Origin of the sequence: Mesorhizobium sp. AR07 (assembly GCF_024746815.1) — a bacterium.
In the GTDB taxonomy this organism is placed as follows: Bacteria; Pseudomonadota; Alphaproteobacteria; order Rhizobiales; family Rhizobiaceae; genus Mesorhizobium.
In genome coordinates this window covers 183,457-202,147 of the sequence record NZ_CP080529.1, presented here as the reverse complement: position 1 = coordinate 202,147, position 18,691 = coordinate 183,457, and the positions used below count along the sequence as shown (strand labels likewise).

General features: G+C 59.7%; 28 protein-coding genes and 1 pseudogene. 11 read left to right on the top strand and 18 right to left on the bottom strand.

Annotated elements, in window-relative coordinates:
- Window positions 1–20: 20 nt before the first annotated feature.
- Window positions 21–2,411 carry a thiamine pyrophosphate-binding protein gene (locus BPNPMPFG_RS42070; protein WP_258599206.1) on the bottom strand — a complete coding sequence of 797 codons (2,391 nt, stop codon included), beginning with the start codon at window positions 2,409–2,411 and terminating at the stop codon, window positions 21–23.
- A 129-nt stretch (window positions 2,412–2,540) separates the two neighbouring features.
- Between BPNPMPFG_RS42070 and BPNPMPFG_RS42065 the strand changes: the two genes are divergently transcribed.
- On the top strand, window positions 2,541–3,014 hold the full coding sequence (locus BPNPMPFG_RS42065) for an Lrp/AsnC family transcriptional regulator (protein WP_258599205.1): 474 nt from the start codon (window positions 2,541–2,543) through the stop codon (window positions 3,012–3,014).
- An 83-nt stretch (window positions 3,015–3,097) separates the two neighbouring features.
- Here the strand turns inward: BPNPMPFG_RS42065 and BPNPMPFG_RS42060 are convergent, their stop codons facing one another.
- From BPNPMPFG_RS42060 to BPNPMPFG_RS42050, 3 genes are all read right to left on the bottom strand, one after another.
- Complete coding sequence (locus tag BPNPMPFG_RS42060) at window positions 3,098–3,334, bottom strand: Y4oE-related protein (protein ID WP_258599203.1); 237 nt, start codon at window positions 3,332–3,334, stop codon at window positions 3,098–3,100.
- 374 nt (window positions 3,335–3,708) lie between these two features.
- Entirely contained in the window at window positions 3,709–4,206 is a 498-nt protein-coding gene (locus tag BPNPMPFG_RS42055) for a DUF1036 domain-containing protein (protein WP_258599202.1), read from the bottom strand.
- Window positions 4,207–4,355: 149 nt separating this feature from the next.
- Window positions 4,356–4,646 carry a hypothetical protein gene (locus BPNPMPFG_RS42050; RefSeq protein ID WP_258599201.1) on the bottom strand — a complete coding sequence of 97 codons (291 nt, stop codon included), beginning with the start codon at window positions 4,644–4,646 and terminating at the stop codon, window positions 4,356–4,358.
- A gap of 114 nt (window positions 4,647–4,760) precedes the next feature.
- Here BPNPMPFG_RS42050 and BPNPMPFG_RS42045 point away from each other — a divergent pair, with 114 nt between their 5' ends.
- On the top strand, window positions 4,761–4,925 hold the full coding sequence (locus BPNPMPFG_RS42045) for a hypothetical protein (protein WP_258599200.1): 165 nt from the start codon (window positions 4,761–4,763) through the stop codon (window positions 4,923–4,925).
- Between the two features lie 80 nt (window positions 4,926–5,005).
- On the opposite strand, the gene BPNPMPFG_RS42040 is transcribed toward BPNPMPFG_RS42045, so the two are convergent.
- On the bottom strand, window positions 5,006–5,455 hold the full coding sequence (locus BPNPMPFG_RS42040; RefSeq protein ID WP_258599199.1) for a hypothetical protein: 450 nt from the start codon (window positions 5,453–5,455) through the stop codon (window positions 5,006–5,008).
- 153 nt (window positions 5,456–5,608) lie between these two features.
- On the opposite strand from BPNPMPFG_RS42040, the gene BPNPMPFG_RS42035 reads away from it, so the two are divergent.
- Window positions 5,609–5,899, top strand: a complete 291-nt coding sequence (locus BPNPMPFG_RS42035; RefSeq protein ID WP_258599198.1) for a hypothetical protein — start codon at window positions 5,609–5,611, stop codon at window positions 5,897–5,899.
- 148 nt (window positions 5,900–6,047) lie between these two features.
- Here BPNPMPFG_RS42035 and BPNPMPFG_RS43590 read toward each other — a convergent pair whose 3' ends face one another.
- Both BPNPMPFG_RS43590 and BPNPMPFG_RS42025 read right to left on the bottom strand, forming a co-directional pair.
- Entirely contained in the window at window positions 6,048–6,494 is a 447-nt protein-coding gene (locus BPNPMPFG_RS43590; RefSeq protein ID WP_413776978.1) for a hypothetical protein, read from the bottom strand.
- Window positions 6,495–7,946: 1,452 nt separating this feature from the next.
- Window positions 7,947–8,219, bottom strand: a complete 273-nt coding sequence (locus tag BPNPMPFG_RS42025; protein WP_258599197.1) for a hypothetical protein — start codon at window positions 8,217–8,219, stop codon at window positions 7,947–7,949.
- A 143-nt stretch (window positions 8,220–8,362) separates the two neighbouring features.
- Between BPNPMPFG_RS42025 and BPNPMPFG_RS42020 the strand changes: the two genes are divergently transcribed.
- The 7 genes from BPNPMPFG_RS42020 to BPNPMPFG_RS41990 are packed head-to-tail and all read left to right on the top strand — an operon-like array spanning window position 8,363 to window position 11,096.
- A complete protein-coding gene (locus tag BPNPMPFG_RS42020) occupies window positions 8,363–9,106 on the top strand; it encodes a hypothetical protein (protein ID WP_258599196.1) in 744 nt (247 codons plus the stop codon).
- A complete protein-coding gene (locus tag BPNPMPFG_RS42015; protein ID WP_258599195.1) occupies window positions 9,100–9,480 on the top strand; it encodes a hypothetical protein in 381 nt (126 codons plus the stop codon). Before BPNPMPFG_RS42020 ends, BPNPMPFG_RS42015 begins: the two co-directional genes overlap by 7 nt.
- Before the next feature lie 9 nt (window positions 9,481–9,489).
- On the top strand, window positions 9,490–10,191 hold the full coding sequence (locus BPNPMPFG_RS42010) for an SOS response-associated peptidase (protein ID WP_258599194.1): 702 nt from the start codon (window positions 9,490–9,492) through the stop codon (window positions 10,189–10,191).
- Between the two features lie 10 nt (window positions 10,192–10,201).
- Window positions 10,202–10,375 carry a hypothetical protein gene (locus BPNPMPFG_RS42005; RefSeq protein ID WP_258599193.1) on the top strand — a complete coding sequence of 58 codons (174 nt, stop codon included), beginning with the start codon at window positions 10,202–10,204 and terminating at the stop codon, window positions 10,373–10,375.
- A 56-nt stretch (window positions 10,376–10,431) separates the two neighbouring features.
- A complete protein-coding gene (locus BPNPMPFG_RS42000; RefSeq protein WP_258599192.1) occupies window positions 10,432–10,638 on the top strand; it encodes a hypothetical protein in 207 nt (68 codons plus the stop codon).
- Complete coding sequence (locus BPNPMPFG_RS41995) at window positions 10,635–10,823, top strand: hypothetical protein (RefSeq protein ID WP_258599190.1); 189 nt, start codon at window positions 10,635–10,637, stop codon at window positions 10,821–10,823. The genes BPNPMPFG_RS42000 and BPNPMPFG_RS41995 overlap by 4 nt, the downstream gene beginning before the upstream one ends.
- A 9-nt stretch (window positions 10,824–10,832) precedes the next feature.
- Complete coding sequence (locus BPNPMPFG_RS41990) at window positions 10,833–11,096, top strand: hypothetical protein (protein WP_258599189.1); 264 nt, start codon at window positions 10,833–10,835, stop codon at window positions 11,094–11,096.
- Between the two features lie 3 nt (window positions 11,097–11,099).
- Here BPNPMPFG_RS41990 and BPNPMPFG_RS41985 read toward each other — a convergent pair whose 3' ends face one another.
- The 3 genes from BPNPMPFG_RS41985 to BPNPMPFG_RS41975 all read right to left on the bottom strand — a co-directional run bounded on the left by BPNPMPFG_RS41985 (window position 11,100) and on the right by BPNPMPFG_RS41975 (window position 12,135).
- Complete coding sequence (locus BPNPMPFG_RS41985; RefSeq protein WP_258599188.1) at window positions 11,100–11,321, bottom strand: DUF768 domain-containing protein; 222 nt, start codon at window positions 11,319–11,321, stop codon at window positions 11,100–11,102.
- A complete protein-coding gene (locus tag BPNPMPFG_RS41980) occupies window positions 11,318–11,485 on the bottom strand; it encodes a hypothetical protein (protein ID WP_258599187.1) in 168 nt (55 codons plus the stop codon). Before BPNPMPFG_RS41980 ends, BPNPMPFG_RS41985 begins: the two co-directional genes overlap by 4 nt.
- Before the next feature lie 200 nt (window positions 11,486–11,685).
- The gene (locus tag BPNPMPFG_RS41975; protein ID WP_258599186.1) at window positions 11,686–12,135 is read right to left on the bottom strand and encodes a hypothetical protein; all 450 of its coding nucleotides are present in this window, start codon (window positions 12,133–12,135) and stop codon (window positions 11,686–11,688) included.
- A 513-nt stretch (window positions 12,136–12,648) separates the two neighbouring features.
- Here BPNPMPFG_RS41975 and BPNPMPFG_RS41970 point away from each other — a divergent pair.
- The gene (locus BPNPMPFG_RS41970) at window positions 12,649–13,059 is read left to right on the top strand and encodes a cbb3-type cytochrome c oxidase subunit I (protein ID WP_258599185.1); all 411 of its coding nucleotides are present in this window, start codon (window positions 12,649–12,651) and stop codon (window positions 13,057–13,059) included.
- A gap of 73 nt (window positions 13,060–13,132) precedes the next feature.
- On the opposite strand, the gene BPNPMPFG_RS41965 is transcribed toward BPNPMPFG_RS41970, so the two are convergent.
- The 8 genes and pseudogenes from BPNPMPFG_RS41965 to BPNPMPFG_RS41930 form a co-directional block, all read right to left on the bottom strand.
- A complete protein-coding gene (locus BPNPMPFG_RS41965) occupies window positions 13,133–13,447 on the bottom strand; it encodes a hypothetical protein (protein WP_258599184.1) in 315 nt (104 codons plus the stop codon).
- Entirely contained in the window at window positions 13,444–13,701 is a 258-nt protein-coding gene (locus tag BPNPMPFG_RS41960; RefSeq protein WP_258599183.1) for a hypothetical protein, read from the bottom strand. The genes BPNPMPFG_RS41965 and BPNPMPFG_RS41960 overlap by 4 nt, the downstream gene beginning before the upstream one ends.
- A gap of 134 nt (window positions 13,702–13,835) precedes the next feature.
- Window positions 13,836–14,825 (bottom strand): GlxA family transcriptional regulator, encoded by a 990-nt coding sequence (locus tag BPNPMPFG_RS41955; protein ID WP_258599181.1) that lies wholly within the window; start codon window positions 14,823–14,825, stop codon window positions 13,836–13,838.
- A 182-nt stretch (window positions 14,826–15,007) separates the two neighbouring features.
- A complete protein-coding gene (locus BPNPMPFG_RS41950; protein WP_258599179.1) occupies window positions 15,008–16,006 on the bottom strand; it encodes a 4-hydroxyproline epimerase in 999 nt (332 codons plus the stop codon).
- Window positions 16,007–16,024: 18 nt separating this feature from the next.
- The gene (locus BPNPMPFG_RS41945; protein ID WP_258599178.1) at window positions 16,025–16,885 is read right to left on the bottom strand and encodes an ABC transporter permease; all 861 of its coding nucleotides are present in this window, start codon (window positions 16,883–16,885) and stop codon (window positions 16,025–16,027) included.
- Window positions 16,882–17,187: pseudogene (locus BPNPMPFG_RS41940) on the bottom strand (ABC transporter permease subunit); the annotation flags it as partial. The gene BPNPMPFG_RS41945 and the pseudogene BPNPMPFG_RS41940, both read right to left, overlap by 4 nt.
- Window positions 17,188–17,395: 208 nt before the next feature.
- On the bottom strand, window positions 17,396–18,013 hold the full coding sequence (locus BPNPMPFG_RS41935) for a class I SAM-dependent methyltransferase (RefSeq protein ID WP_258599176.1): 618 nt from the start codon (window positions 18,011–18,013) through the stop codon (window positions 17,396–17,398).
- A gap of 182 nt (window positions 18,014–18,195) precedes the next feature.
- A complete protein-coding gene (locus BPNPMPFG_RS41930) occupies window positions 18,196–18,516 on the bottom strand; it encodes a YMGG-like glycine zipper-containing protein (RefSeq protein WP_258599174.1) in 321 nt (106 codons plus the stop codon).
- Window positions 18,517–18,691 lie beyond the last annotated feature (175 nt).

The following is an 18,691-nucleotide window of genomic DNA, read 5'->3' as shown; positions in this document are numbered from 1 at the left end:
TCGCAGGCTCGGCGCCCACGTCAATCCAGCGCGCGCAAATAGCGGACTGGCCGACCATCGGTAATCCGGTCACCGGCCGTCGCGATCGAGTTCGCGTCGATACCGAAGTGCCGGTAAAGATCATCGATCGTCCCCGACTGGCCAAAGTGCTCGACGCCGAGGCTGCGCGTGCGGTGCCCATGGACCGAACCGAGCCAGCCCATTGATGCTGGATGGCCATCGGTAACGGTGACGATCGCGCAATGGGGTGGCAGATCGACAAGCAGCCTTTCGACGTGGCCTCTGGCATGGACGAGGCCGCGCTCGCGTGCGCGACTTGCCGCTGTCCAGCCCGCATTCAATCGATCCGCGGAGGTCACGGCCAGCAGGCCGACATCGCGACGGTCCTCAGCCATCATGCCGACCGCTTCGATGGCTTCTGGTGCGACCGCGCCGGTATAGGCGACGATCAATTCGGCATTTGGACCCGGACGCCGCAACCAGTAGCCGCCGTCGACGATGTCCTGCTCGAGCTCCGGCGTCATGGCGCGAGCAATCTGCTCGACCGGACGTGTCGAGAGCCGCAGGTAGACCGAGCCGCCGGTCTCGTCGCGCAGCCAAGTGCGCTCCGACAGCACGGCATCGCCGTCGCGCTGCATATAGTCGAGTGAAAAGCGCATGATGACGCTCAACTCGTCGACGAAGGCCGGCTCGTAGGCGGCGAGCCCGTCCTGCGCCATGCCAATCAACTGGGTGGCTATCGACTGGTGCGCGCCGCCCTCCGGCGCCAGCGTGACGCCCGACGGCGTGGCGACAAGCAGGAAGCGGGCGTCCTGGTAGCAGGCGTAATTGAGTGCATCGAGGCCACGCTGGATGAACGGATCATAAAGCGTGCCGATCGGCAGCAGCCGCTTGCCGAAGATCGAATGCGATAGCCCAAGCGCTGACAGCAGGATGAACAGATTGTTTTCGGCAATGCCGAGCTCGATATGCTGGCCGGAGGTGCCGAATTCCCATTTCTGCGCCGAGGCGATGCGCTCGTTGCGGAACGTATCCGCTAGCGATTCACGGGCGAAGAGGCCGCGCCGGTTGACCCATGGACCGAGATTGGTCGAGACGGTGACATCCGGAGATGTCGTGACGATCGCATCGGCGAGCGGCCCGCCGGCGCGCGCAATCTCGTCCAATATCCTGCCGAAGCCGACCTGGGCGGAGACGCTGCCCTTGGCTTCCGAGACGAGCCGGTCGGGCACCAGGATGCGCTGGGCATGCCGGCGCCGCTGGCCCTTTACCGCGAATGGCACTGCGTCGAGCAAACGCCGCAGGTCCAGCTCGTCGACATCCAGCCCTTCGAAGGTTTCCCATTCGTGTCCTTCCCTGACGGACATCGAGGCGCGAAACAGCGCCATCTGGTCCTTGGTCATCAGGCCGGAGTGATTGTCCTTGTGTCCGGCAAGCGGAAGGCCGAAGCCCTTGATAGTATAGGCAATGAAGCAGGTCGGCCGGTCATTGCTGCGTGCCGCCGCGAAGGCTTCGAGCAGGCTTGGCAGATCGTGACCGCCGAGATTGGTCATCAACGCGGCAAGCTCCGCGTCGGAGCGTCGGTCAAGCAGTGCTTTCAGACCCGGCCGCTCGCCGATGTCGGTGAGCAGGCGCTTGCGCCAGGCGGCGGCGCCCTGGAAGGTCAGCGCGGAATAGAGCTGGTTCGGGCAGTCGTCGATCCAGGCCTGCAGCGCGTCGCCGCCTGGCTCGGCGAAAGCGGTTTGCTGGAGCGATCCGTATTTGAGGATGACGACGTCCCAGCCGAAATTCCGAAATATGCTTTCGAAGCGCTCCCAGAGGCCCTCGCGCACCACGGCATCGAGGCTCTGGCGGTTGTAGTCGACGATCCACCAGCAATTGCGCAGACCGTGCTTCCAGCCCTCCAGAAGCGCTTCGAAGATGTTGCCCTCATCCATCTCGGCGTCGCCGATCAGCGCCACCATGCGGCCCTCGGGGACGCTTTCGTCGCGGGCGCGCAGGTAATCCTGCACCAGCGAGGCAAACAGTGTCTGCGCGACCCCTAGCCCGACGGAGCCGGTGGAGAAATCGACATCGTCGATATCCTTGGTCCGCGACGGGTAGCTCTGCGCACCGCCAAAGGCGCGAAACTGCTCAAGCTTCTCCCTCGTCTGGTTGCCGAGGAGATATTGGATGGCGTGAAACACCGGTGAGGCATGCGGCTTTACAGCCACGCGGTCCTCCGGCCTGAGCGCGGAAAAGTAGAGCGCGGTCATAATCGTCGCGAGTGAGGCCGACGAAGCCTGGTGGCCGCCAACCTTCAATCCGTCGGTGTTGTCGCGCAAATGATTGGCGTTGTGAATTGTCCAGGCAGACAGCCACAGCACCTTTTTCTCCAGCGCCGAAAGCGCCTCCAATTCCCGTTCGTCCAAGCGCCAAGCCTCCTGGTGAAACCGATCGAAATCATAGAGCTGGGGAAAAGCTGATTGTCGCTAAACTTGCCCTATTTCGACAGTTGTTTTAGCTGGTTTGGTCAATATCAATGATGGGAGTGACGTTCTGTGCCAAAAAGCCAACTTGACGAGATCGACCGCAAGATCATCGCAGCGCTGCAAGTCGACGGCAGGATGACGGCGCAGCAGCTTGCCGACCAAGTTGGCCTTTCGGCCTCGCCCTGCGCGCGACGGGTCCGCCTTATGGAGGACAGGGGTGTCATCACCGGCTATGCCGCGGTTATCGATCAGGACCTCGTTGATCTGCCCATCTCGGTATTCGCGTCGATCAAGCTGGAGCGGCAACGCGAGAACGAGCTGGAGCGGTTCAACACGGCGATCGCGCGCTGGCCGGAGGTTGTCGACTGCTATCTGATGACCGGCCAGCGTGACTATCTGCTGCGCGTCGTGGTGCGCGACCTGCACGCCTATGAGCGCTTCCTGAAGGAAAAGCTGACGCGACTAGACGGCGTCGCGTCCATCGAATCCAGTTTTGCGCTTGCCCAAATCAAGCGGTCGAACCGGCTTCCGATAGAGGCGTGAATCTATGGCGCCTCGCTGACGATGTTAGTGCTCAGCATGCTTCAAAATGCACGCGATCGCACGATTGGCGCGCACTGGTCGGCTCAGCCTTGTCTGCGGCAATCCAGTTCAGAAAAAACCGTGCACCAGAAGCGGTAGTCGCCTGTGCGGCCATCGAAATGTGCTGTCAGAGCGCAATGTGCTGCAGCAGTCGCCGCGCTCGATCCATAGAGCTCAATAGCTGCTTGCGCCGCTGCATCTGGATCAGCCAGTTGCCAGAGTGTCAACTCGCCAATGCCTGCACTGCCGGCACGGACATGATCGGAGTGAATTTTTCGCATGCCAACGGCTCCCGCGGGTTGGTCCGGCGAGGGCAGCGACGCGCTGCGAGGCCGGACGTTGGGAACCCACGCGGAGTGAGCCACGATCAAGGGCGTTACGCCCAGGATATTTGTCGTGTCGTCCCTGGCCTTGGGCAGCTTCGGGGGGCGGTGATAGACACCCGAAGAAGCTTGCGCAGAGGCAATTTATTGCAGAGCGCTGTTCTGAATACAACCGGTGTCGATGAGCGCGAGGATGACCAGTTTAAGCTAGCTGGTGAATTGTAAGCCGGGAGGAACAGCCTTGGCGATCTCGCATAGACGAGTCGTGCTCGGTCGGTGCCATAGGACTTCTGCGCTTGTCCGTGATCCATCGGCAGCCCAAATCAGACATGTTACGGGTTACTGAAGCTTTGCGAGACGTTAATTCCATCAGCCTCGATGGTCAGCGTCTCGTTCAATTCTGAACCCGTAGCTTCGACGGACCGGGTAAATCCTACTAATTTTGCCCCCGGATCGTTGGGAGCTTTATTTTTGTCAACGTTATCAATAAAATTAAAAGAATTGGTGGCAACCCAAAACTTTTTATCTGCTCTAACAGAGCCCCAGGTATTAGTGTTTTTTACGTGCTTGCGCACGTAGTATGCATTGGTTTCTGCATAGTACCAAAAAACAGACAAATGAAGCGCGCTGTCGAATTGGTCGCAGCCGCCATTCGGCTGTAGTACGAGCCAACCCCTAGAAATGTATGAATTATCATAGCCAGGCTGGGCGTACGCCATGGAAAAGTAAACGGTCTGAGAAAATTGATTGCAAATCTTGATTTCAGCATCCGCTCGTTCGGAAAACGTTGCCAAGAGAAGGGCTAGCAACACTGGCCTCAGCGCGGACATCCAAGCACCCATCGCGACGGACTATTTCGATAGAATCCTACCCTCTTTGCTGCAAGTCAAGATGCCGAAGTTGTGCCGCTTCTACCGGCTCGCTGGCCAGATACGCGGAACATACTTCGCTGCCCCAAGACTGATCGCGGAAGCGCCGCCTAGGCGCTCCCATCTGTTTCGCTTTCCTCGTCACCATCCGAACCGGCAGGTAGGCGTTGGTTTTCCAGCCACTCGCGCAGCACGATCCGAATGAGGTCCGCTCTGGCGATTTTCATCTCGGCAGCGATCGAGTTGAGGGCGTCTTCTGTCGCCGGCTCAAGCGACACGCTAGCAACGTTTCTGAGCATTAATGCGGCCCGACGAAGGATGATCTGCAGATCCGCACTCGACATGTCTGCGACCCGCTCGGCGGCACTTTCAAGCTCTTGGGCGATGGAAAGGCGCGTCATGTCGATGTCCGTTTCAGTTTCGCGCGATGGTCGCGGACATAGATTTCGATTTGATTTCCACGCGCGTTTCTTGCGAAGTCTGACCAGTCGCTAGAAATGCCAAGGGAGGGCTGCATGGCAGACGACGAAAAGAAGAAGCCGCATATCCGACTGGCCGTCGAGAACGACAAGAAGACGGTCGACAGATCTTGGCAAGGCATGAGATCGAATGGCCGCTCCGCGAACTCGCTGCGAACATCATGCGAGTGTCCCGGGGCGCTGGTGATCCCCACAGGGTGATGCTTCAGTGTTTGGCGGTTGTCGACGGCGCCAGATGGTACCACGACAAATAACACGGCTCACCACAGTCCCGTCGAACTTCAGGAAGCGTTGCCAAGGGATCTGTCCAGATCGATCGTCGTCATTCGCAAATCGAAGGCCCGACGCTTGATCGCATCCACAAGAGCATCGCCCGTCGGAACGGGTGGGCGCTTGGCGATGTTGATCTTCTTGTAAAGCAGCCGGTTAGCGACCTGGGCGATGCTCAACCCTAGCTCCCCTGCCATCGTCCTTCGATCGCTGCCTTCCGCTGCCAAACGCCGCAGCTTGGCGTCCTGGGGCATCGTCCAGATGTGCTGTAATTTGTCCGGTATCAGGCCGCACCTCTTTGCCATGTTCCTGATCGCGCGCTCAGTGCGATGCGGGAGATGTTTCCGCAACAATTCAACATCGGGCCAGTGCTTGCGGAGCAATTCGCCCTCGATGAATGTCCAAGTGTCATCCCGGCGCACAATGCGAGCGCGACGGAAAGTAGGGAAATTACCGTGCATCGTTATCTCCGGTTCCATTCACCCACCGCTTCGATAAATTGACGCAGGCCGACACCACGTGCAGCGCCTTTTTTCAGCACTTTCCGACTTCCACAGGCTGGGAAAATTCGACGGGAATTGAGTGAAGGCAACAAAAGGTGATTTGAGTTTCCCATGACCCGCATATCCTTCGCCGAAGAGCTTGAGAGCGCCGCTGAACGTATTGCGGACGTTTCGCGGGCGGATCTGCAGATCATCCTTCGTCGGGCCGCATTAATGCTCAGAAACGTTGCTGGCGTGCCGCTAGAGCCGCCTACGGAAGACGCGCTGAACTCCATCGCCGCTGAGATGAAGATCGGCCGGTCCGACCTCATTCAGATCGTGCTGCGTGAATGGCTGGAAACGAATGCCTATCTGCCGGTGCGCCATATCGACGAGGAAAGCGAAACCGACGGGAGCGCGTAGCTGGTGCCTTACTTCTGCTGGCATCCCGAGACAGGCTGTAGCGATGACCAACGCTGACATCATTACCCGATCTCCAATCATGAGCGCGCGCCTGGTGGAACGACACTCGCGCGGCTACGGGAGACTCTGATCGCGGCTGGCGTTGAGTTCATCCCCGAGAATGGCGGCGGCGCCGGGGTAAGATTGCGGAAGTCATGAGCATCATTCCAGAGTGGGGTCTATTGTGACGAGGGCGGCCATCTGTCTGTTGGTTGTCGCGGCGGTATCTTCCGGGACCGCTGAAGCTGAAACGCTGAGAGAAGCCTATGACGCTTGTCTTGCAGCCAGCATCCCTAAATTCGAGCATGTTTGTGGCCGTGCAGACTTGATAGCGAGGGACGTAATCTTCGAGTGCAGTCCGCAACTTCTGGCAATTTTGCGTTCGATGCCGCTTGCCGACGATGAAAATCAAAAGGTCGTGGCTGATCTGTTGAAATTTCGGCTTCAGCATCCCTGCGAAGTAAATTAACGCCTCCTCATCTTCGGCGTGATCTCCGCCACCCACCCCAAGTTTGTTGATTTCGCTCGCTCCATTGCGTGTCTGAACGGACAGCACAAGGAACTTCCCATGGCTTCGATCGCAGGCTCCTAACCTACCACTTGCGGTCGACCTTATGCTGGGCAATACTGCCCCCTTGGGGGGAACTATAGCGTTGTTGGGTGGACAGCATGCCAATCTATGTTGTTGCTGAAATGCACTATGATCGCGTGATTAGGTCTCAGGCGGTCGAAGCGACTAGTCCTGCTCTAGCCGCATCGGAAATGAATGCCAGCAAGACCGTCTTTAAACGATGGGCGAAGGATTGGATTCGAGTGACTGATGAGGGTGGCGGGCAAGTATTCGCCTACTCTATTGCACGGCTAAAGAACCCGGGTTAAGCGCTGGCCCAGAGCCTCTCGCGACCATGACGCTCGCGGCGACAGCCTGGCCCGCGGCTACTTTTGCGGCCTTGTAGTCGCCCTCCCATGGCAACGTGTTAAAGTCCGGTTGATAGTCACCTTCGCGATAAAGGTTCTCCGCAACGTAAATGCCTTTCACCCCATCCACCACACATGCCCAAGGCGGGTTTCCCGGGCATCGGTAAAGGCCCACTGCTGCCATCAGTGCTTTCTCCGTGAAACGCACCTATCTCACTCTAAGACATCGTCCTACGAACCCTTGCTAGTGTCGCCCTCCGTTCTGATGAAGGCGCCCACGGGCGCTTGGCGTCTTCCGAAGCAATCGGTCTCGTCCCGCTTTGGCACGATTTGATTGGCATCTGAATTGCTCATTCAGACTCGCCAGACTTAAGGCCGGAGCGCAGGCGAAGGAGGGGATGACAATGAGTTTAGCCGAAAACTTGTCTGATGTTGCGTTCACATTCGATTGTCCGGATTGCTCGCATCCGACCGTAAGGAAGGGCTCCGCGCTAAGAACGATCGCGCACTTTAGATGCGAAGGGTGCAAGGCAAAAGTGCGGATCACTTATTCGCAGAAGCTAGCGATCTTCGAGAGGCATGGCCGTCTAGCCAATCGATAGCAGTCCACCACATCCTCATCTGGCCGCCGGGCGCAGCACTGAAATGGGGTCCATGCCTTAACCGTTTATTCAAATCGTCTAATGTAAGATTTCATCCATCATGTGCTTCTCCATTCTGCTTTTTGGTTGGGCGGCATTCTTCGGTTGGGATTTTGCTACCAATGATGGCAAATTCACAACTGGCCTTGGTATGCGTTTTTTCCACCTAATCCACCTGTCAGGGCTTTTGTGAGATAGAATCGGGCCGGGCGCCGCCATGTTGCGCTTCGCGCACGGAGTGCCCATTTCGACGCTCGCGAGATGCGTTCAACAGCAGTTCGTAGGGTGGCAAACCGAACTAGCGTCTCGCAGCAAAGCCCGCGCCCCTCTGGCGGAGAGAGCGCGGGCCGATCGGAGGCCCGATCTTCGGCAGGGTGATGGAGGGCATCACCTTGCCGCACGCACCAAACCTTTAGAGACGGCTAATGTTCCGTCAAGGCGGTGGTTTGTCACTCGTCTTTCCAGATCACGCGTTTCTCCCACCTGATCTCGACTAGACGACGGAACCGGATGGTCTCTAGCTCTTGCCCGACCGGGTGAAATAGCTCGGCGTCCATATATTCCTTCTTCTTGCATTTCTCGCAGCGCACCTTTGCGCGCACCTGGTCGACGGTGACGTTGCCGATCACCTCCCGCAATTCCAGCGGTTTGTAGAAGCGCTTGATATTGCAATGGCCACAGCGGATGCGGGCCACCTGCCCCGCATTGTGGGCATGCGTCAACGTCCATGGGATGCCCTTCGGCCACTTTTCTGGTTGTTCCGGCATCCCTTGAAATGAGGAACATATTCCTGTCCCGTCAAGAGGGATTGACTCCTGTGTTCTCATTTTGTTCACTGTTGGCAGGAAGACCACAGGAGGTGGACATGCCACTTCGCTTGATGATCGAGAATGCAACGCCGGAAGAACTCGCCCGCGGGATAGCAGCCGCGGCGGCGGGTTTTGCAAATTCCGGATTTTCCTACAACGATGCCATGAGCGGCGTGCTCGCCGTCGAACTGTGGGAAATGAAGGGATGTCCGGACGACACGGCTCCAAGTGCAGACCAGGATTCGGCAGCCGGTGTCTGGTTCCAGGCAGAGCGCGCCGCGTGCGAAGCCTGCTGCGCCGGATGGCCCGATGAAAAGGTCGTCTGGACCAGGGCTTTAGGGGTCGGGTCGGCGGAGCCAAAGGTGAAAACAGCCAATCTGGCGACGTGGCCGGAACGGCAGAAGCTCTATCCCGACATCATTCAACGCCTCGAAACAACCAGTGGTCCAGACCGTCAGCTCGACATCGACATCTGTTATGTGATGGGCTGGGTCAGTGAACCGGGCACGACGCAAGAGGCGGCCGAATTGGGCTTACCCTACCTTACCAGCAATCTGGCCGAGGTTGCCGGCATCACCGAGAAATCCCTTCAGGGCTGGACAATCGAGATCGACCAAGAGCCTTGCGATGCTCGCATCATCGATCCGCAGCGCGAAGACGATGAGGACAGGAGCGTGGCCGCATGGCGCTATTTTGACGGACGGCTCTACATGGACAAGCCACCCGCCAACACCGCGATTGCCCTGACGCTGGCCGCCATGCGTCTGCAGGCTGACAGTTTCTTCGAGGCGACATGGTAACCCGCAGCCGCGTCACGCCGTCGCCATCCGTCATCGACAGGGAGTGGCCGCACCAGGTCGCGCTGCCGGATGACATCTGCACCGATCGGAACTTCACCATGATCGCGAAGTTCTGCCAGGATCGAGGGCTCAGATTCCATCTGCGGAGTGTCCAGGCGACTTGGCCGGATGGCAAATATGAGAATTATCGGGTCCACTGCTTCAGCGACGATGCAGCGGCGCGGGCCTTCCGAGATCACTTTGACGGCGTGAAATTCGATCCGAAGCGAGATCGGGAAAATGGGAACGTGAAGGGCGTCTGGCGCCGCACCGGTGAATACAGACAGATCCTCGAGATGGGACCGCTCAGCGTGCCCGAGATCCTGCGCCACTAAGGGAAAGACATGTGCAATCTCTACAACATCACCACGTCGCAAGAGGCCATTCGCCAGTTTACAGGCGCCCTGCGCGACATTCTGGGCAACATGGAACCGTCGATCGACATCTACCCGAACAGGCCCGCCCCGGTGGTTCGCAGCGCGCTTGACGGACAACGCGAGCTCGCCAACCTCCTTTGGGGGATGCCGACCGAGCCCGATCAGATCAAGGGCAATGCCGACTCCGGCAGGCAGAACATACGCCAGCCAAACTACTCGTATTGGCAGCAGTACGTTGGCGTTGAACACCGCTGTGTCGTGCCCGTGACGAGCTTTGCGGAGCCCAGCCCCGTTGACGTGAAGGACCCCGAGACGGGCGTCAAAAAGAACTACTGGTTTGCCATCAATGAGGACCGCCCGTTGTTCTTCTTCGCGGGCCTGTGGACGCCATGGCACGGGGTCCGCAAGGTGAAGGACGGTCCAGGCGATCACGAGGTCTACGCCTTCCTGACGACCGCGCCCAACAGCCTCATCAAGCCTATCCACGAAAAGGCCATGCCGGTGATCCTGACCACGCAGGAAGAGACCGAGACTTGGCTTACGGCGCCGTGGTCGGAAGCGAAGCGGCTACAGCGCGCCGCGCCGGACGATGCGCTTGTGATCGTCGACAAGCCGGCAACCCAGATCAAGTTCCCGCAACCGGCTCCAACACAAGGCTCATTGTTTTAGGAGTATCACCATGGATCACATCGTAATTCTTGACAGTCGCCAAGAGGCCGCCTTGAAGGCCGTGGCCGACAAGTTCATCCGCCTGCACAACGGCGACCCGGTGAAGGCGCTTAAGGAAATGATCGTGCTCAACGGGCACCTTCAGGACGAGCTTGATACGCTCAAGCGCAAAGCGTCAAATTGAAATCGGCCCGCAAATCGCACGCAGCAGAGTTCGCTGCGGCGAAGACCACTCTGCCGATGTCAGAGGCGCCCAAGGATGGCACGCCGATCGTCGCACGCGACCACAAGGGCAGGATCGCGCAGATCCGTTGGTGTCTTCAGCATGAGCTAGAGCCGCACGAACGGCCCTATTGGGGTCGGTGGGATACCGATGTCGAGTTCCACGCTGTCGAATGGGTGCCGACGGAATGGACCATGACCGACATACTGGAAGAGTACGGATGAGCGACGAACCTGCCAGACTTGCGGAAGGCATGACGCCAGCCACGCGCGAGCGAGCGCGGATCGAAAACCACGTCTGCGAGTTTGCTGGATGCGGCAAGCGGGCGCCGTTCGGCTTCGCCCGGCCGAGACAGCCGTCGCACTGGTATTGCCTCGAACACCGTGCCGAAGGCGATCGGCATCTATAGGGAGCAACGATGTCGGACCACGTTCTGCCTGATCAGAAGAAGCCTAAACTGATCGTTGTCGTTGCGTTCGACCGCGGCGAGGATGGCGAACTGTTCACGGCGTACGGCCCGACTGATCAGCAAAGCGAGGACCGCGCAATCCGAACGGCCAAGGCATTGGCGGGAAAGCACGTCGGCGTCATCGCTTGGAGCCGCGATGCCGACCCGGCGCTTGGCGATTATGGGCCGCCGACAGTGCTTTTCACCAATGGCGACGTGCCGGATATGGAATAGCGCTTATTCCGCCACGCCGCCGTCATGGTGCACGATCGCGTCCAGCACGGTTTCATAAACGCTGCCGGTCTCTTCCTCGATCTCGGCGCTGTTGATGCCGATCGCCTTCGCATCGGCGAACAATTTCTGGATCGCCTCGGCAACCGAGATGACATCGGCGCCGACGATGCCCGAAAGATTGTTGCTAAGCCATTGGTCGAGGAAGTTGATGCCGCGCGTGCTCACTGCCCACCCTGTTTCAGAATCCGAGCCTCGCGCACAATCGAAGAATAATAGTAGCCGACCATCGATATCAGGTATCGCACCTGATTCTCCGAAATGCCGGTTTCTCGGGCGACCTTGCGTTCAAATTCGCCTTTCGGGTCGGGTATTTTCGGTTCGTCAGCCATCAGTCGAATCCACGCTTGCAGGTCAAGCGTCCGAAATCGACTAGCGTTCCTTTCGGCTACGAAGATTTTTCAGCCGGCTAGATTTTAGGCGGTCCACGTCGTTTGATCGGAGCACCCTTCGGGGCGGGGGCTGCATCCGCAAGCGCTGCTGGCGATAAGAGCCCGCCAGATCGGCGGCGGGCTCGTCCGTCTTCCTACCTTCAGCGGCGCGAGATCAGCAGGCACAGTTGGCGCAGGTCGCGGTCGTAGGTGTCTTCGCTGCCCAGTACGTCCGCGCAGCGCTTCTTCAATCGGGCCAACTTGCCATCTGACATGTCAACGACGGCGCTCGGCAGGTTGGGTCGGGCAACTTTGCTCGGATTGCTTGGATTCGAGGTGTCGCTTGGAATCGAGGCAACGGGTGCCGATGGATTGGAGGGGTTCGAAGGGTTGGCGGGGTTTGTTCCGCCACCGATGCCTACGCCGACATCGACGCCGATACCGCTCGTACCGCCAACGTTGGCGCCAAGTCCGGCAGTGACGCCGCCTGTACCTCCGGCATCCGCGCCTGCTCCTGCTCTGATGCCGCCGGTGCCACCCACGGCAGCACCAAGCCCGGCGCTGACGCCATTGCTACCGCCAACAGAGGCGCCCAGCGGCCGTGCCAGCAATCGCGATCACGGCCGCGAGTATTAGCTTCCTCACTGTGTTACCTCCATCGGTTCGATCGTGAATAGCGCAGACTCTGGCCGACTCGTTCCTTTCCTTCCGCAGTTTTTAAAACTGGAGTGGTGGTCCCGCTTCAACGCTTTATGGCCCACATGAAAAAGCCCGCCACCATGAGGCAGCGGGCCCTTCGCCGCGTGCCGGCGGTCAGGACTTCTTATCGCCGTTTGGATTTGGTACCGGTGCCTCTCGCACATCTCGCGGTGGCGGATCGACATGTTTACGCTCTGACGGTGCTTCCTCGTCATGACGACGGACAGGCGTCTTCTCGGGGTCGGGCCGCTTTGGTGGCGGATCTTTGATTTTGTTTGGCATGTCCGCTTCCTCCCTCCCTGAAAACCGGCTCGCCGCTCTCTTGTTCCCGTCGTGCCCCGTAAAAAGCCGGCTGCCCTTTGCAAAAGTGCTGGAACAGGATCAAGATGGAACGTTAGAAATCGGCATTTTTGGGAGGGAGTGTCATGCCTGGAGTTTCGGAACTCTTCTTTAAGACAGCTATTGTGTGGCTCATTTTGGGGATCGGCGCCGGCTTGCAAATGGCCATCTCGGGCGATCACGGTGCGTTTCCGGCGCATGCACACATCAATCTGCTCGGATGGGTCACAAGTGCAATATTTGGCGGCTACTACGCCCTTAACCCGGCAAAGGCAGCGCGGAAAATCGCGATGGTCCACTACGGCCTCTATACGGTCGGGTTGGTGGTGATGCTGCCAGCGCTGTATCTGATGCTGCATGGAGGCTATACGGCGCTCGAGCCGATCGTCGCTGGCGGGTCACTGATCGTGGCTGCTGCCGTGGTGGTATTTGCTTTCGTAGTTTTCTCAAGCGGAACCGTGCGATCGGTGTCGGGGTTATCGCCCGCCGCACGCTGAATCGGCGGAAGTCGTTCAAGCGACGAGGCCGCCACCGTGAGGCAGCGGGCCTTGAGAGGCGGCCGGCCAGGCGCTAGCCCGCAATCGCCCTCACGTCGGCAATGATCGATGCGAGGAGATCATTATCATCATACGTGCCGGACCAGGTGTCGTTCACCCGGATCTTGACCATCATTCCTGTCGGCGTGCTGACACGTGTGCGCAGAATTTTGCGAGTATTGGCGTCGGCGGCCTCAGTCAGCTTCTCCAATTTATCTTCGGCCGTGCGCACCAGTTTTGTGCGCCCTCGCGTTTCGAACTCCTCAACCCGATCGGCGGCAGCATCCATCAGGGCGTACGCGGCCTTGAATTCGGCATCGAGGCGTAACAACTCGGCATCCCCGGTCATATCGCACCACCTTTCGCGTGGCGCAGGATGGAAGCGGCTATCTGTCCGTGCCAGTCGAGGCCGTGCTCAAAAGCCAGCTTGTCCATTTTTTCGTCGCCGGCGCGGTCCCATTCCGCTAAGGCCTGCGCCTTGATTACAAGACCCTCCATGGTCAAATCAGGGGTGGCCATGATGGCCGCGACATGTTTCTCCAGCGCGCGCTTAAGTCCGTACGCCGACAATTTTTCGTGCTCGGCGTGAGCTTGCGCCTTCACTGCCGCAAACTTGGTTTCGTATGCGACCGCAGTTGCCAGGAGTTTTTTCAGCCGGTTGATCTCATCTTCGGCGATGAGGCAGTCAGCTACCGAACCGGCCTTTTTCGTGCCCCATTTTTGAAAATATCGGCAAGTCAGTTCGAAACTGCCGATCTGAACTTGCTGGGCGGTTGGCCATAGGTCTGACGGAAGAGCCTCGAGAAATGCGAGGCATTTTCAAACCCAACCTCGATAGCGATCTCGATCATCGGAGCCCTGGTCTGCATGAGGAGATACTTCGCCCGCTCCAGACGCACCCTTGTATAAACAACTGCCGGAGAACTCTTTGTTTTCTCCATGAAGAGGCGCTCGAGTTGCCTTCGGGACAGTCCAACCAGGGCCGCCAATTTGGGAATGGAGATTCTGTTCTCAACATGGTTCTCCATGATGATGAGCGCCGCCTTGAGCCTGGGATCGTGGCTCTCGATGGAAAGCGGCCTGCGCGGCTGGATGTCCGACGCCGAGCGCGCCTTCTCGATCTGCAGCACTTCGAGTGCGTTTGTCTCGGCCTCCCTGCTGATATGGCGCCTGACGATCGACGCCGCCATATCCGCCGCGCTGCTGCCCCCGGCACATGATCCCCTGGTGCGGTCAAGATTGAACAGACGGTCCGCCCTGACCGCGTGATCCGGGAAGCGCTCGCGGAAAGCCTGAAAGTGGAGCCAGCTGACGCAAGTCTGATGGTATTTCATAAGACCAGCCTCTGCCAGGATGAACGTTCCCGTGCAGACCCCAATCAATGGAACCTTCGCAGCGGCGGCTCTCTTGAGGTAGCTGACTGTCTCGCTGTCGACCGGGAACTCGCTGTTCAGCAGCCCGCCGACGACGACGATGTAGTTGAACTCACCCGGGTCCACGAAATCCGATGTCGGGGCAACCTGAACTCCGCAACTTGAGGTGATCAGGTTTCGGGTGCTCGCCAGGAGCTGCCAATCGGCGAAAACCCTGCCGGATTTGTCGGTCTCGTCGCTCGCCAATCTGAGCGTATCGACGAACAGCGCGAACGCCGAAAGGGTGAAGGAGCGAGCCAGAACAAAGCCGATTTTCAATCGGTCAATCTCCGGAACGTCATTGGCCGTTTTCATGATTGTCTCAACCCGTGCTGTCGAAACTGTTTCCCGCTCGCAACAATGGCAGCCGCTGGTGTTCCCTCATAGCCTGCGAACGACGCGACCGTCGCAGAACAGTGTCGTCGCGAACGCCGGTTCCAGCCAACGCATCGCCGATCGTGCTCAGGCGGCCAATGTCACCATGCGCTCGGCTTCGCCTACTTGATCTGGAATCCGTGGGCCAACGGGTCGCGATCGTCCACGAATATCGTGTTGTGGCCGATGATCCGTGCCCAACCGCTGACACTGGGCTTGATGCCCTTGAAGGAACCGATATCGGCCTCCGCCTCTATGCGGCCCTCGAACACGGTGCCGATCAGGCTTTCCTGGCGGAAGCTGTCGCCGACCTTCAGTCGCCCCTTCCCATGGAGTTGCGCCAGGCGAGCTGAAGTCCCGGTGCCGCCCGGCGAGCGGTCGATCGCCTTGTCGCCGTAGAACACCGCGCCGCGGCCGTCGGCATTGCCGCTTGAGAGCGCGTCGCACCAGATGGCGTGGTCTACGCCGCGTATCCTTTCATCTTCGGGATGAACTGGATCGCAGATGGGTGCGAGCGCTTCGCGAAGACCGCGGCTGAGATCCACGACGGCGCTCGCCGACATGCCGTCCAGGCCCTGCCATGACTCCTGCGGCTCGACGACAGCGTAGTAGTTGCCGCCGTAGGCGATGTCGACGACCAGCCGACCGAGACCGGGGACATCGACGGCGACGTCCGCGGCATGCAGATAGCTGGCAACGTTGAACATCCGCACGGAGTCCACGAACTCGCCCGGCTTCTCGTATTGGATATCGACCCTCCCGGCTGGAGTTTCGATTGACAATTTGCCGGGGACGCGCGGCGTGACAAGGCCTTCTTCGATTGCGGCGGTCACCAGGCCGATCGTGCCGGCACCGCACATAGGCAGGCAGCCGCTGACTTCGATGAAGATCACGGCGAAGTCACAGTCCTCACGGTAGGCAGGATAGATGATTGCGCCCGACATGATGTCGTGCCCGCGCGGCTCGAACATCAGCGCCTGCCGGACCCAGTCATGGTCGCGTACGAACAGCTCCCGCCGCTCGGCGATGGGAATATGTGGCAGCAAGGGGCCACCTCCCGCGACAAGGCGCACCGGATTGCCACAGGTGTGGGAGTCGATGCAGAAGAAACTGCGGCGCATGGGAATTCCTTTTGCGGTTCAGGCGGGCTTTGCTGCGCCAGGCGCCTGGCTGCGCTGCAGCACGCCCCTGGAAACCCGGTCGAGGAGGATGGCGACGGCGACGATCGACAGGCCGGCCCGCAGGCCTAGGCCCATCTCCATCCGCGTCAATCCCCGCGTCACTTCGGCGCCGAGACCGCCAGCTCCGACGAGGCCCGCCAGGACGACCATAGCCAGCGACGAGAGGATGCACTGGTTAAGGCCGACCAGCAGTGTCGGGGTGGCCGAAGGGATCTCGATCTTGAACAGGATCGACCGCGGCGAGGCGCCGGTGGCCTGGCCGAGCTCCAGCAGGTCTTTCGGCACCTGGTTGAAGGCGAGCGTTGTCAGGCGCAGCATCGGCGGGATGCCGTAGACGATCGTGGCGATGATTGCCGGAACGCGGCCGAGGCTGAAGATCATGACGGCGGGAATGAGATAGACCCATGGTGGCACGGTCTGCATGATGTCCAACACGGGTCGGATCGCGGCCTCGAACTTGCGGTAGCGTGATGCCAGGACGCCAAGCGGGAACGCGACCGCGACGGAAATGATCACCGCCACCGTCACCAGCGCAAGCGTCTGCATCGAAGCGGTCCAGAAACCCGCCAGCAAGCAGAATGTGAGCGCAATGGCCGTCACCACCGAGACCCTGACGCTGACGAAGAACGCGGCGAGAAGGACAGCAATGACGATCGTCGCGTAAGGCGGCGGGTAGAGCAGGGCGGTTTCGATGCCACCCAGCACCGCCTCGATCAGCTTGGTCACGGCATCGAAGAACGGATGGAAGTTCTTGTTCAGCCAGTCCACGGCAGGGGCGAGGTAAGCGCCCGGCGAAAACTGGAGCAGATCAGGATTCATCGTGCGTCTCCCTTGGCGCGGCGCGCCACGCTCTGCGTAAGCCTGTCGAGCACCATGGTCAGGATAACGATCGCTATCGCGGCGTTGATCGACGTGGCGATGTCGAGCGTGCGCACCGCCGAATAGATTGTCTCACCCAGACCGCCAGATCCGACGATGCCGGCAATGACGACCATGCCGAATGCCATCATCAGGCATTGGTTGATCCCCGCCATTATGCTCGGGATGGCGAAAGGGAGCCTGATCTTGGTAAACATCTGCCAGGGTGTCAGGCCGCTTGCCTGGCCAAGCTCTATGAATTCGTACCCGTCATTGCAATTGCGGTGCCAAAGCAAGCAATTGACCCATCGCGGGTCAGGAACTGGAGACCATCCGGGTTCCGGCGCTTGGTCGAGATCACAGAGCCATCAACACCATCGCGCAAGAACTTCGCTCGCATCGCGCGGCACAATAGTGTCGGACAACGTCCCTTTCCAGATCAGAACAAGCCGGATCGAAGTGAAGGGGTACTCACGCCTTCTTCGCGAACGCCCAGACCATCAGCGGGTATTCCTCGTCGTTGCTCAGGTCGCGCCACAGGCCGTAGGCGCGCACGGGACCGCCGATATGGGCCCTGGCGCAGGCCTTGTTGCCCCAGCCGTGGACCTTGACGTTGGCTTCGGGGAAGCCGCCCTCGACCATCAGCTGCTTCAGGCCGGCGGGGGTCCATCTGTTGTAGTCGTGCGGCCTGGCGTGCACCCTGAACAGAAACGGCGTCGCCACCATGGCCCAGCCGCCGGGCCGGGTCATGGCGTGGATGTTCTGCACCGCCGCCAGCGGCCGCGGCACATGTTCCAGCACCTGGTCGGCGATGACGATGGAATATTGCTCGTCGGTGCGGTCCTTGCAGATGTCGAAGTTGGGGAAATCAACCGACCGGTAGTTGGGGCACATCGCTCGCCAGTAGCGGTTCCAGCCGGGCGAGATCTCGATAACATCGGAGGCTTTGCGATTGCCCGCTTCGAGGAAGACCGTGAACGCCTCGATCTGGCGGATGCGCAGCCAGTTGCGGGAATCGTAGCCAAGCAGCCGTTTCGCCACCTGTTTGCCGCGGTTTTTCAGGGTGCCAGCAAGGCTTGTCGTCGTCATAACGACCTCCAGAATCCCGCCGCATCAGCTCCATAGCACCGTGATATGCGCAAAAGATGACATAGCGGCGCCGCCTCCCGGCGACACTGGCTGAGCAGGCGATGCCTGCATTTCAGAACATCGCGCTGCCCCTCAACCCCCTGCCGGGACCTTCTCCCCGTTCTACGGGGAGAAGGGGCTACTCAATAATTGCCGTTGTAATAGCGGTCGTCGCAAGGCGCGGTGTAGATGCGGCCGTCGCGGTCCTGGTAGCGGCACATCTGTTCGCCGCGCCGTTGCGGTTGCGGGGTGGTGGCCGAGCCGACCACCGCGCCGAGCAGGGCGCCGCTGGCCGCACCAATGACGGTGCTCTTGGTGTCGCCGCCAATGGCCTGGCCGACGAGAGCGCCGCCGGCGCCGCCGATCAGCGCGCCGGTTCCGGCTCGCTGCTGGCCCTCTGTCTGTGCGCAGCCTGCGAGTGCCGCAGTCATCAGCACGGCGGCAATGGTTTTGTGAAAGTTCATGTGAAGTCTCCCTTGAAGGCCTGAAATCCCTATGGATCGCCACGTGCGGTCGCATTGCGGCGGAATGGGGGCGCGCTTTCTCACGAAGTGAGTCATGGTTTCCCGCTGGTTGAACAATATTGTCTTCGGGCCGGAAACAAGGCTGGCGGCACAAAGCAGCCCATTCAAAATAAAC

Excerpts from the sequence above, each read along its gene's own strand:
- BPNPMPFG_RS42060 (WP_258599203.1), bottom strand. The coding sequence starts at position 3,334 with ATGCGAAAAATTCACTCCGATCATGTCCGTGCCGGCAGTGCAGGCATT.
- BPNPMPFG_RS42055 (WP_258599202.1), bottom strand. The coding sequence starts at position 4,206 with ATGTCCGCGCTGAGGCCAGTGTTGCTAGCCCTTCTCTTGGCAACGTTT.
- BPNPMPFG_RS42050 (WP_258599201.1), bottom strand. The coding sequence starts at position 4,646 with ATGACGCGCCTTTCCATCGCCCAAGAGCTTGAAAGTGCCGCCGAGCGG.
- BPNPMPFG_RS42045 (WP_258599200.1), top strand. The coding sequence starts at position 4,761 with ATGGCAGACGACGAAAAGAAGAAGCCGCATATCCGACTGGCCGTCGAG.
- BPNPMPFG_RS42040 (WP_258599199.1), bottom strand. The coding sequence starts at position 5,455 with ATGCACGGTAATTTCCCTACTTTCCGTCGCGCTCGCATTGTGCGCCGG.
- BPNPMPFG_RS42035 (WP_258599198.1), top strand. The coding sequence starts at position 5,609 with ATGACCCGCATATCCTTCGCCGAAGAGCTTGAGAGCGCCGCTGAACGT.
- BPNPMPFG_RS42020 (WP_258599196.1), top strand. The coding sequence starts at position 8,363 with ATGCCACTTCGCTTGATGATCGAGAATGCAACGCCGGAAGAACTCGCC.
- BPNPMPFG_RS42015 (WP_258599195.1), top strand. The coding sequence starts at position 9,100 with ATGGTAACCCGCAGCCGCGTCACGCCGTCGCCATCCGTCATCGACAGG.
- BPNPMPFG_RS42010 (WP_258599194.1), top strand. The coding sequence starts at position 9,490 with ATGTGCAATCTCTACAACATCACCACGTCGCAAGAGGCCATTCGCCAG.
- BPNPMPFG_RS42005 (WP_258599193.1), top strand. The coding sequence starts at position 10,202 with ATGGATCACATCGTAATTCTTGACAGTCGCCAAGAGGCCGCCTTGAAG.
- BPNPMPFG_RS42000 (WP_258599192.1), top strand. The coding sequence starts at position 10,432 with ATGTCAGAGGCGCCCAAGGATGGCACGCCGATCGTCGCACGCGACCAC.
- BPNPMPFG_RS41995 (WP_258599190.1), top strand. The coding sequence starts at position 10,635 with ATGAGCGACGAACCTGCCAGACTTGCGGAAGGCATGACGCCAGCCACG.
- BPNPMPFG_RS41990 (WP_258599189.1), top strand. The coding sequence starts at position 10,833 with ATGTCGGACCACGTTCTGCCTGATCAGAAGAAGCCTAAACTGATCGTT.
- BPNPMPFG_RS41980 (WP_258599187.1), bottom strand. The coding sequence starts at position 11,485 with ATGGCTGACGAACCGAAAATACCCGACCCGAAAGGCGAATTTGAACGC.
- BPNPMPFG_RS41970 (WP_258599185.1), top strand. The coding sequence starts at position 12,649 with ATGCCTGGAGTTTCGGAACTCTTCTTTAAGACAGCTATTGTGTGGCTC.
- BPNPMPFG_RS41965 (WP_258599184.1), bottom strand. The coding sequence starts at position 13,447 with ATGACCGGGGATGCCGAGTTGTTACGCCTCGATGCCGAATTCAAGGCC.
- BPNPMPFG_RS41955 (WP_258599181.1), bottom strand. The coding sequence starts at position 14,825 with ATGAAAACGGCCAATGACGTTCCGGAGATTGACCGATTGAAAATCGGC.
- BPNPMPFG_RS41950 (WP_258599179.1), bottom strand. The coding sequence starts at position 16,006 with ATGCGCCGCAGTTTCTTCTGCATCGACTCCCACACCTGTGGCAATCCG.
- BPNPMPFG_RS41945 (WP_258599178.1), bottom strand. The coding sequence starts at position 16,885 with ATGAATCCTGATCTGCTCCAGTTTTCGCCGGGCGCTTACCTCGCCCCT.
- BPNPMPFG_RS41935 (WP_258599176.1), bottom strand. The coding sequence starts at position 18,013 with ATGACGACGACAAGCCTTGCTGGCACCCTGAAAAACCGCGGCAAACAG.
- BPNPMPFG_RS41930 (WP_258599174.1), bottom strand. The coding sequence starts at position 18,516 with ATGAACTTTCACAAAACCATTGCCGCCGTGCTGATGACTGCGGCACTC.